Consider the following 11,268-nt stretch of genomic DNA (forward strand, 5'->3'; position numbering starts at 1 on the left):
CGGTCTCACGGCGGTCGAGGGGAGGTCACGCACGGATCACGTGCGGATAACTTCGGTGATGTCTTGCACTTTTTTTCTGCAAGGTCTTTCGTGCCGCTTACATCGCTGTTACGTTCACGTCGCCCGACGGCAGCAACGGCGCGGTCGGAGTCGGCAGGACAGCGGACGGGACCGCTTCCTGCAGCTAAACGGGCTCTCACCCTCAAGGAGAAACTCATGCGGCGTGGCATAGCGGCCACCGCGCTGGTGGCGTCCTTCGCCCTCGCGGCGACGGCCTGCGGCGGGGACGACAGCGGCAGCGACAACTCGTCCGGGCCGGTCACCATCACCTGGTGGGACACCTCCAACGCCACCAATGAGGCGCCGACGTACCAGGCCCTGGTCAAGCAGTTCGAGGCCGCCAACAAGGACGTCAAGGTCAAGTACGTCAACGTGCCCTTCGACCAGGCGCAGAACAAGTTCGACACGGCCGCCGGTGCCTCCGGCGCCCCGGACGTGCTGCGCTCCGAGGTCGGCTGGACCCCCGCCTTCGCCAAGAAGGGCTTCTTCCTGCCGCTGGACGGCACGGAGGCCCTCAAGGACCAGGCCAAGTTCAAGTCGAACCTGATCGAGCAGGCCAAGTACGAGGGCAAGACGTACGGCGTGCCGATCGTCACCGACACGCTCGCGCTGGTCTACAACAAGGCGCTCTTCGCGAAGGCCGGCATCGAGGCCCCCAAGACCTGGGACGACCTGAAGACCGCCGCCGCCACCATCAAGGCGAAGACCGGCGTCGACGGCTACTGGGGCTCCACCCAGGCCTACTACGCCCAGTCCTTCCTCTACGGCGAGGGCACCGACACCGTCGACGCCGACGCCAAGAAGATCACCGTCAACTCCGCCGCCGCGCAGAAGGCGTACGGCACCTGGCTGGGCCTCTTCGACGGCAAGGGCCTGCACAAGGCGGACACCACCGCCGACGCGTACGCCCACATCCAGGACGCGTTCGTCAACGGCAAGGTCGCCGCGATCGTCCAGGGCCCGTGGGAGATCACGAACTTCTACAAGGGCACCGCCTTCACGGACAAGAACAACCTCGGCATCGCCACCGTCCCGGCCGGCTCCACCGGCAAGGCGGGCGCCCCGACCGGCGGCCACAACCTCTCGGTCTACGCCGGCTCGGACAAGGCCCACCAGGCCGCCGCGCTGAAGTTCGTCAACTTCATGACCTCGGCGGCGAGCCAGGCGACCATCGCCCAGAAGAACTCCACGCTGCCGACGCGGGACGACGCCTACACCGCCGCCGTCAAGGCCGACCCGGGCATCGCCGGCTACCAGACGGTGCTGTCCGCCGCCCAGCCGCGCCCGGCGCTGCCGGAGTACAGCTCCCTCTGGGGCCCGCTCGACACCGAACTGCCCAAGATCGCGGGCGGCAAGGAGACCCTCGACAAGGGCCTGAGCACCGCTGAGACCGCCATCGCCAAGCTGGTGCCGGACTTCAGCAAGTGAGCCGGTGTGGCCGCCGGATCTCCCACACATGGGGGGAGAGATCCGGCGGCCACCTGCCTGTGAGCAGTACCACCCCGTCGAAGATCCAGCGTGAAGATCCAGAAGGTGTCGAACCATGACAGTCGCCATCGACCGCGCGACCGGCAAGCGCCGCGGTGACCGTGAGCCGAAGCCCGGGCCGGCCGGGCGCCTGAGGCGCGGCTACCAGAAGCACTGGTACGCGTACGTGATGATCGCCCCGGTGGCGGTCGTCCTCGGCGTGCTCGTGCTGTACCCCCTGGTGTACGGCCTGTACCTGACGCTGACCGACGCCAACAGCCTGAACACCGCGCGCACGATCGGCGTCAACCACATCGACGCCACCTACAAGTTCATCGGCCTCGACAACTACGCCGACATCCTCTGGGGCCCGACGGCCTACGACCGCTTCTGGTCGCACTTCATCTGGACGATCGTCTGGACGGCGGCCTGTGTCGCCCTGCACTACGGCATCGGACTGGGTCTCGCGCTCCTGCTCAACCAGAAGCTGCGCGGGCGGACCCTGTACCGGCTGATCCTGGTGCTGCCGTGGGCGGTGCCCACGTTCGTCACCGTCTTCGGCTGGCGGTTCATGCTCGCCGACGGCGGCATCATCAACTCCGCGCTCGACGCCCTGCATCTGCCCTCGCCACTGTGGCTGGAGGACACCTTCTGGCAGCGGTTCGCCGCGATCATGGTCAACACCTGGTGCGGTGTGCCGTTCATGATGATCTCGCTGCTCGGCGGCCTCCAGGCCATCGACGCCTCCCTCTACGAGGCCGCCGAGATGGACGGCGCCAGCGCCTGGCAGCGCTTCCGGTACGTCACCCTGCCGGGCCTGCGGTCCGTCAGCTCCACCGTCGTCCTGCTGGGCATCATCTGGACCTTCAACCAGTTCGCCGTGATCTTCCTGCTGTTCGGCAACACCGCCCCCGACGCGCAGATCCTCGTCACCTGGGCGTACTACCTCGGATTCGGACAGCAGCCGCGTGACTTCGCCCAGTCCGCCGCCTACGGCATCCTGCTGCTGGCCATCCTGATCGTCTTCACCTCGTTCTACCGCCGCTGGCTGAACCGCAACGAGCAGCAGCTCGCGATCTGAGGCAGGAGTTCCCATGAGTAGCACCACCGCCGAGACCTCCGCCCCCGTGAGCGAGCAGCGTCCCAAGACCCCGCGCGCCCGGCGCCGCGGCGAGAACACCCTCGTCGGCTCCCTCGCCTCGCACGGCGTCCTGCTCGTCGCGAGCGTCATCGCGCTCTTCCCGATCGCCTGGCTGGTCTATCTGTCCCTCGGCCCGGACACGGACGACTATCTGCACCCGGGCGGCATCTGGGACAAGATGACGTTCGACAACTACACGTTCGTCCTCCAGCACACGCAGTTCTTCGACTGGCTGAAGAGCTCGCTCATCGTCACGCTCGGCACCACGGCCATCGGCGTGCTCATCGCCGCCACCACCGGCTACGCCGTCTCCCGGATGCGCTTCCCGGGCTACAAGAAGTTCATGTGGGTGCTGCTGGTCACCCAGATGTTCCCGGTCGCCGTGCTGATGGTGCCGATGTACCAGATCCTCTCGGACCTGCAGCTCATCGACAACTACTTCGGCCTGATCCTCGTCTACTGCACGACGGTCATCCCGTACAGCGCCTGGCTGCTCAAGGGGTACTTCGACACCATCCCCTTCGAGATCGACGAGGCGGGACGCGTGGACGGGCTCACCCCGTTCGGCACCTTCTTCCGGCTGATCCTGCCGCTCGCCAAGCCCGGTCTCGCGGTGGCCGCCTTCTACAACTTCCTCACCGCCTTCAGCGAGGTCGCCTTCGCGTCGACGTTCATGCTGAGCGACGACAAGTACACCCTTGCCGTCGGTCTGCAGTCCTTCGTCAGCGAGCACGACGCCCAGCGCAACCTCATGGCCGCCACGGCGGTGCTGATCGCGATACCCGCCGCCGTGTTCTTCTACCTCGTGCAGAAGAACCTGGTGACCGGCCTCACCGCGGGCGGCACGAAGGGCTGAGCCGGTACGAGACTCCCGCGCGCCGTCAGGCGCGCGGGTGGCGGCCGCGGTGTCCATCCGACCCCGCCGGCACCGCGGCCGCCTCATCCACCCGTCTCATCGACTCGCCTCGTCGATCCGCCTCGAGACCACTCGCCCTCGACAACGAAGCCGAGCCCCAACACTCCATGTCAGCAACTCCGTTACGTACCAAGGACGCCATGAGCCAGCAGCCCGCAGCCCCGGCCCCCACCTCCACCTCGGCTGTCGCCACCGTCGCCAAGCGCCGTGACTGGTGGCGGGACGCGGTGATCTACCAGGTGTACCCGCGCAGCTTCGCCGACAGCAACGGCGACGGCATGGGCGACCTGGAAGGCGTACGCTCCCGTCTCCCGTACCTGCGCGACCTCGGTGTGGACGCCGTGTGGCTCAGCCCCTTCTACGCCTCCCCGCAGGCCGACGCCGGTTACGACGTCGCCGACTACCGCGCGGTCGACCCCATGTTCGGCAACCTCCTCGACGCCGACGCGCTGATCCGGGACGCCCGTGAACTGGGCCTGAGGATCATCGTCGACCTCGTCCCGAACCACTCCTCCGACCAGCACGAGTGGTTCAAGCGGGCGCTCAGGGAAGGCCCCGGCTCCTCCCTCCGGGACCGCTACCACTTCCGGACCGGCAAGGGTGCGAACGGCGAACTCCCGCCCAACGACTGGGAGTCCATCTTCGGCGGCCCCGCCTGGACCCGGGTCACGGAGCCGGACGGCACCCCCGGCGAGTGGTACCTGCACCTCTTCGCCCCCGAGCAGCCCGACTTCAACTGGGAACACCCGGCGGTGGGGGACGAGTTCCGCTCCGTCCTGCGCTTCTGGCTGGACATGGGCGTCGACGGCTTCCGTATCGACGTGGCCCACGGCCTGGTCAAGGCGGCGGGTCTGCCGGACCTCGGGGCCCACGACCAACTCAAGCTGCTGGGCAACGATGTCATGCCGTTCTTCGACCAGGACGGCGTCCACGAGATCTACCGCCAGTGGCGACTCATCCTCGACGAGTACTCGGGCGAGCGCATCTTCGTCGCCGAGGCCTGGACCCCGACCGTCGAGCGCACCGCGAACTACGTCCGCCCCGACGAGCTCCACCAGGCCTTCAACTTCCAGTACCTGTCCACCGAGTGGGACGCGGAGCAGCTGCGCGAGGTCGTCGACCGCACCCTGGAGGCGATGCGCCCGGTCGGTGCCCCCGCCACCTGGGTGCTGTCGAACCACGACGTGACGCGGCACGCCACCCGCTTCGCCAACCCGCCCGGCCTCGGCACCCAGATCCGCACGGCGGGCGACCGCGAGGCCGGTCTGCGGCGGGCGCGGGCGGCCACGCTGCTGATGCTGGCGCTGCCCGGCTCGGCGTACGTCTACCAGGGCGAGGAGCTCGGCCTGCCGGACGTCGTCGACCTGCCCGACGAGGTGCGCCAGGACCCGGCGTACTTCCGCGGCGCCGGCCAGGACGGCTTCCGTGACGGCTGCCGGGTCCCGATCCCGTGGACGCGCGAGGGCTCGTCGTACGGCTTCGGCGACGGCGGCAGCTGGCTGCCCCAGCCGTCCGGCTGGGGCGAGCTGAGCGTGGAGGCACAGCAGGGCGTGCCCGGTTCGACGCTGGAGCTGTACCGCTCGGCCCTCGGCATCCGCCGCTCGCGGCCCGACCTGGGCGCGGGCGACTCGGTGGAGTGGCTGAAGGCCCCGGCGGGCGTACTGGCCTTCCGGCGCGGGGAGTTCGTGTGCGTGGCGAACACCACGGGGGAGTCGGTGACGACCCCGGCGTACGGGCGGGTGCTGCTCGCGAGCGACGAGGTGACCGAGACGGACGCCGGCGAGGCCAAGCTTCCGGCGGACACGACGGTGTGGTTCACGACGGCCTGACGGCGGACGCAAGGCCCGCCGCTCGGCCACCGAGCGGCGGGCCTACTTACGTGCGGCAAGACTTGAGCCGGGGTACGAGACCTGAGCAAGTCCGCATCTCGTTGCAAGTCCATCCAGTAAATTCGTGTCATGAGTTCAGCGATCGCCTGGGGCAGGCCCCCGGTGCGGCCGGGACGCACGCACGACGCCGTTCTGGTCGTACCGGGCATCATGGGCACGGAGTTGTACGAAGCGGAGACGGGGCGTCTGCTCTGGGGCATGTCCAAAGCGGCTGAGTACGCGGCCCGCTGGGACCTCGAGAAGGGCATGGACGCGCTCGCGTTCACCGAGGAGGAGCGGGCGGGTCGCCTGGGCCGCGTGGTGCCCGGCCGGCTGCTCCGGACGCCGGCCTGGATGCCGCTGACCGACGGATTCGAGCCGTACACGCCGCTCGTCAAGAGTCTGCGCACGGCAGTCGTCCACCCCGACGCCGTCGCCGAGTTCGGATACGACTGGCGTCTTCCCGTCGAGCACAACGCGAAGTTGCTGGCCGAGAAGGTGGACCGGCACCTCACCGCCTGGCGGGCGCACCCGGACTGTGTCAGTGCTCGTGCCGGAGCCCCCGACCAGCGGCCGGCGCGCATCGTCCTCGTCGCGCACTCCATGGGCGGTCTGCTGACCGCGGCACTGTCGCTGATCCCCGGTGCCGTGGACGATGTCCGCGCCGTCCTCACGATCGGTACCCCGTTCCACGGCGCCGTCAAGGCGATGGAGATGCTCAACACCGGGCGCGGCATGCTGGGGTTGCCGGCGAAGAACCTGTCCCAGCTGGCGCGTACCCTGCCCGGTCTGCACGACCTGCTCCCCAGCTACCGCTGTCTCGTCTCGGGGGACGACGTGGTCGCTTTGACGCCGGGCGACGTGGAGAGCACCGGGGGGGACCGTGAACTGGCCCGTGATTCCTTCGCGTTGCACGCACGTCTGGAGCGGGCTGTGCTGCCCGGCCACCGGATCGTGGAGGGCACCGCGCAGAGCACCACGCAGTCGCTCCGTATCCGCGACGGGATGGTAGAGACCCTTCACCTCGGTTTCGACCGGCACGACGACGACGAACTCCTCCGCGACGAGATCGGCCGGCTTGTCGAGATCGACCACGGTGGCGACGGAACGGTGTACCGCTACTCGACCACTCACGGTGAGGTGGACACCTATCCCGTGGCCCAGCAGCATGCCGCCCTCGCCGTCACCACGTCGGTTCTGGACTTCGCGCACGGGTTGCTCGTCGGGGAACGGCGCGGTGCCCGGCTCGGCGGTACCGACGTGGGACTCGACACCCCTGACCGGGTCCCGTTGGGAACCGCGTTCGACGTGGTGGTGCGCACCGAGCAGGATCCGGCGTGGGTCAGCTGTGTGGTGGAGGACGCCGAGATCGTCGGCCCGCAAGAGCCGGTGCGCCGACCGCTGCTGACCCCGGTACCGGGCTCGGAGGGTCTGCTCAGCGACCGGGTGCTGCTCGACGAGGCCGGTCTGTACCGGGTGAAGGTGGGCGGCGGCAGTGACCCGGTCACCCGGCTGGTCATGGTGGCCTGACGGGCGGGGCGAAGAGATCGGACGAACACGGGGGCCGGCCGAATGGACGAACAGGACGAGGGCTTCTCCATCGTCACCCTGCCGATGGACCAGTACGTGGACGCTCGCCGGTTCGGTGAGGTGGGCGAGGTCGTGGCGGAGGCGGACGCCGTGGCCGAGTTGCTCGGCAGGTGGGGCGGGGAGCACCGGGCCTGGGAGGGCGAGGACCGTGATCTCGCCGCCACCCAGGTCCGCCTGCGGCAGTGGTCCAGGGCGAATCCTCCGCGCAATTCCATGCTTCTGTGGTTCGGCCACGGCGAGTCCAACCAGGACAGCGCGTCGCTCGCCGTGCGCGGCAACGGTGCCGACGGCGAGGACGACCACATCACGCCCGAGGATCTGTGCCGGCACCTCGTGAGCCAGTTTCGAGGCAGGGCACGGGAGGAGGACTGCTGGGCGGTGGTGGTCGTGGAAGCCTGCGGTGCCGCCCGGTTCGTCGACCTCTTGCTCTCGCACGTGCTACGGGAGCGGGCCGCCGTCCGCCTCCTGCTGATCGGGTCGGGGGCTGACCAGGGCAGGGGCTACGTCGCCTCGATCCGCCAAGTGCTCACCACGGTGCTGGCCGAGTTCTCCGACAACTACAGCCATATCCGTCTCAGAGACCTGGCACAGCGTATCCAGGACCTGCTGTCACCCGGCCAGGTGTTGTGCCTTCTCAAGGGGGACGAACATGTGGTCCGCCGGGGCCGGGCGGTCGGCCCCGTGATCATGACCTTGGAGGATTACGCCAGACCGCGGCGGGAGCTGCCGTCGCCGCGGCCGCCGGAGGTGACTGCCGACCGGGCGGTCTCCACCCCGCTCGCTCCGCTGGGAACCGGCTTCCCCGGCGGCGAGCTTTCGTGGTTCTTCGTGGGCCGGGCCCAGGCGCGTGACCGGATCGCCGCCTGGCTGGCGTCCGCCGACCACGGGGTGCTGGCGGTGACCGGGCCGCCCGGGTGCGGCAAGTCCGCGCTGCTGGGGCACATCCTCTTACAGGCCGGTCGGCCCGAAGTACCGCCTCCGGCCGGCCGCGCACCGCGACACGAGCCATGGCCCGACGACGTTCCGCGGCCTCGGGCCGATGCCTTTCTCAACCTGACCGGCGCTTCGGTCCGCCAGATCGTCCGGCAACTGGCCCAGGTGTTCGCCGTTCCGGTCCCGCCGGACACCGTCCATGACGACGAGCGAATCCGTGCCTTCCTGGACGAGGTCGGCACGCTTCACGAGCCCCGGACTCTGTTCGCCGACGCACTGGACGCGTCCTCCGACCCGAACCGGCTGGCCGACCTGCTGCGGGCGCTGGGCGCGCTCAGCGGCGTCCGGGTCGTGGTCGGCACCAGGCCCTCGTCCGCGGACACCCTCGACGTACCGGGGGCCGTGACCGAGGACCTGCTCAACGCCTTGGGATGCGCAACCGACGAGGAGGACACGCTCCGCCTGACCCCGGATCCGCAGGACCTCTCAATCTACGTGCGCGAGGCACTGCTGTCCGAACGAGCGGCGTTCCAGCACCTCGACCTCGACATGGAGGCGGCCGTGCAGCGCGTCGGTGCCCTGATCTGCGCCCCGGGTCCGGGGACCGAGCGCGACTTCCTCTATGCGTCGCTGGCCGTGCACGAGATCATCGCCGATCCCTCGCTGCTGCTCGACAGCAGACGGGAGGACCTGGCCGGTCTGCTCAGCAAGGACCACCGGTGGCTGTTCGCCGCCGTAGTCGCACGGCTGCGGGTCACGCTGCCGGGAAGTATCGCGGTCCTGCGTGCGCTGGCCTTCGCCCGCGGCCACGGGCTGCCCCGCGCCGAACGGATCTGGGCCACGGTCGCGTCGGCCCTGAACGACACGGTCGTGGACGCCGGACTCCTGGAGGTCGTGGCACAGGCCGCGGCACCGTACGTGATGATGGACGCCGAGGACGGCCAGGCCGTCTACCGGCTGGCGCACCGCAGCTTCCGTGACTTTCTCCTCGAGAGCGCCGGAGCACCCGAGGGTTCCCCGGCGCGGCCGGCGAGCGACCGGCTGCGCATCGTCACCGCCCTGACCGGACTGGCCGCGTCGAAGGACGGGGGGATGACGGCCGTGCCACGGCCGCATCCCTATCTCGTGAGCCACCTGGCCGATCACGCCGCCGAGGCGGGCGCCGAGGGATGGCGGGCGTTGGCCGCTCACACGGGGGTGCTGGACCACCTCGACCCGGCGGCGCTGACCAGCGCCGTGCTGCGGTCCGGCGCGGAACTCGCCGCGCTTCCCTCTGTCATCACCGGGGCACTGGCCACCGCTCATCTGGGCGTGATCTCGGGGCCGGAGGATCGCAGGGGGCTGCGCGAACTCGGGACGTGGCGGACGACCGGTGCCGCGCCCGCTGCGCCCCTCGCCGGCCATGAGGGGCCGGTGGCGGCCTGGACGGTCCGGTGGGCCGCCCTCACGCTCCACGCTCCGCACGTGACACTCGCCGACCTCCAGGTTCCGATGCGGGCGCTGCGGGTGCTGCCCCGCGGGGACGACGGCCGTCAGTTGCTCGTAGGTGCCGGGGACGCCGGTGTGGTGCGTGCCTGGGACCTGAGCACCGGTCTGGAGACAACACCCGCGTTGCGCGGCGGTGCACAGGACGGTTCGCAGTGGGTGCTCGCCCCGTTGCGCGGCACGGACGACACGGACTGGCTCGCCGCGGCCGGGGACGACCGCACCCTGCGGCTGTGGGACATGGCGACCGGACGCCCGGCGGCCAGGGCGTACTCGCTGGAGGGGGATGCCGTACGGGCCATGGCGCCGTTCGCCGGGAAACTGGCGGTCGGTGATCTCCAGGGCCGGGTGCGGCTTTTCGACCCCGCCGAGGGCCGCGAGTCCTCCCTTGCCCTGACCGGCCACCATGGGCCGGTACACGGCATGAGTGTCTACCCGCAGCCTGAGGCGGACGGCGAGTCCGAACGGCTCGTCACCGTGGACGGAAAAGGGTGGGTACTGGTGTGGCGGCGGGGGCGCCGCCGATCGGTCGCCAGCTGGCAGGGCCACGCGTCGGGTGTGTACGCGGTGGCCGCGTACTCCGATGCGGAGGGCGCGGTGGTGTTGGCGACGGCGGGTCAGGACGGCACCGTGCGGTTGTGGGATCCGCGGGGGAAGGCGGAGTTGGGCCGGTTGATCGGGCACGACGGGCCGGTGTTCGCGGTGGCCGCGTACTCCGATGCGGAGGGCGCGGTGGTGTTGGCGACGGCGGGTCAGGACGGCACCGTGCGGCTGTGGGATCCGCGGGGGAAGGCGGAGTTGGGCCGGTTGATCGGGCACGACGGGCCGGTGTTCACGGTGGCCGCGTACTCCGATGCGGAGAGCGGAGTGGTGTTGGCGACGGCGGGTCAGGACGGCACCGTGCGGCTGTGGGACCCGATGGGACGATGTGTGGACGGATACAGGGCCGGCCTGTCGTCCGCGGTGCGCGCTCTCACGGAGGCCGGCGGCACCCTGTGTGTGGCGTACGCCGACGGCAGCGTCGCCGGTTTCGGAGCGGCCGAGGGCGCCCGCCACGCCGGGCCGAAGCCGGACAGTCCCGTCGTGGCCATGGCGTCGCTTGCCGCCGCGGACGGCGCACCTTTGCTGGCGACGGCGCATGTCGACGGGAGTGTCCGACTCAGGGGCGCCACCGGCCGCTGGGCGCAGCTCGATGTGGCTTTTACGGCAGGGTCTCGGGTGCAGTTCATGGCCGGGCTCCGACTCGCCGACGGACAGCCCGCCTTCGCCGCGCTCACCGCCGCAGGCGACCTGTGCGCCTGGGATGCGGGCACCGGAACCCCGCTCTGGTGTGTCGGCACCGGGCTGACCGGGCCGTTCACCACGATGACGGTGATTCCCCGTGGTGACAGGACGGCGCTGGCCGTTGTGGGCGACGGCGGCCACCGCGTCTGGTGGTCCGGTGCCCCCGAGGGGCCGTGGATCCCGATGCTCACGACCGGGCCGGGGCGGGTGGCCGCGCTGGCGGCCGTCGGAGACTCCGGAACCGGACAGCAGACGCTGGTCTCCGCGAGCCCGGACGGCGTTCTCCAGGTCTGGGACACCACAGGCACGAGGCTGCTGCACACGGTGCGGCTGGGGCTGCGCTGCCACGCCCTGGCCGCACTGGACGCGAACGTAGTGGCGGTGGGGACCCATGAGGGGATCCTCGCCCTCGCCCTCGACCCACACAGGTGGGCCGGCACCGGGCCACCGGACGCGGACGTGGCGGATGAGGCCCGAGAGCCGTTTGCCGAATGGGCTGACAGACCGTCGGATGTCGCCTGAGA

General features: G+C 70.2%; 6 protein-coding genes. All 6 read left to right on the plus strand.

Annotated features, from left to right (window positions below; all coding sequences use genetic code 11):
• Positions 1-216 precede the first annotated feature (216 nt).
• Positions 217-1,488 carry an extracellular solute-binding protein gene (locus OG933_RS30920; protein ID WP_362535764.1) on the plus strand — a complete coding sequence of 424 codons (1,272 nt, stop codon included), beginning with the start codon at positions 217-219 and terminating at the stop codon, positions 1,486-1,488.
• A gap of 115 nt (positions 1,489-1,603) precedes the next feature.
• The gene (locus OG933_RS30925) at positions 1,604-2,608 is read left to right on the plus strand and encodes a carbohydrate ABC transporter permease (RefSeq protein WP_020126748.1); all 1,005 of its coding nucleotides are present in this window, start codon (positions 1,604-1,606) and stop codon (positions 2,606-2,608) included.
• Positions 2,609-2,621: 13 nt separating this feature from the next.
• Entirely contained in the window at positions 2,622-3,524 is a 903-nt protein-coding gene (locus tag OG933_RS30930) for a sugar ABC transporter permease (protein ID WP_405630066.1), read from the plus strand.
• A 200-nt stretch (positions 3,525-3,724) separates the two neighbouring features.
• On the plus strand, positions 3,725-5,413 hold the full coding sequence (locus OG933_RS30935; protein ID WP_054237988.1) for a glycoside hydrolase family 13 protein: 1,689 nt from the start codon (positions 3,725-3,727) through the stop codon (positions 5,411-5,413).
• 129 nt (positions 5,414-5,542) lie between these two features.
• On the plus strand, positions 5,543-6,982 hold the full coding sequence (locus tag OG933_RS30940) for a lipase/acyltransferase domain-containing protein (RefSeq protein WP_362535759.1): 1,440 nt from the start codon (positions 5,543-5,545) through the stop codon (positions 6,980-6,982).
• A gap of 42 nt (positions 6,983-7,024) precedes the next feature.
• Complete coding sequence (locus OG933_RS30945; protein WP_362535757.1) at positions 7,025-11,266, plus strand: hypothetical protein; 4,242 nt, start codon at positions 7,025-7,027, stop codon at positions 11,264-11,266.
• The last annotated feature ends 2 nt before the right edge of the window (positions 11,267-11,268 follow it).

Source organism: Streptomyces sp. NBC_00016 (assembly GCF_045040885.1).
GTDB classification, from domain to species: domain Bacteria; phylum Actinomycetota; class Actinomycetes; order Streptomycetales; family Streptomycetaceae; genus Streptomyces; species Streptomyces coriariae.

Bases quoted from the DNA above. Each gene is read 5' to 3' on its own strand.
- OG933_RS30920 (WP_362535764.1), top strand. From the start codon at position 217: ATGCGGCGTGGCATAGCGGCCACCGCGCTGGTGGCGTCCTTCGCCCTC.
- OG933_RS30925 (WP_020126748.1), top strand. From the start codon at position 1,604: ATGACAGTCGCCATCGACCGCGCGACCGGCAAGCGCCGCGGTGACCGT.
- OG933_RS30930 (WP_405630066.1), top strand. From the start codon at position 2,622: ATGAGTAGCACCACCGCCGAGACCTCCGCCCCCGTGAGCGAGCAGCGT.
- OG933_RS30935 (WP_054237988.1), top strand. From the start codon at position 3,725: ATGAGCCAGCAGCCCGCAGCCCCGGCCCCCACCTCCACCTCGGCTGTC.
- OG933_RS30940 (WP_362535759.1), top strand. From the start codon at position 5,543: ATGAGTTCAGCGATCGCCTGGGGCAGGCCCCCGGTGCGGCCGGGACGC.
- OG933_RS30945 (WP_362535757.1), top strand. From the start codon at position 7,025: ATGGACGAACAGGACGAGGGCTTCTCCATCGTCACCCTGCCGATGGAC.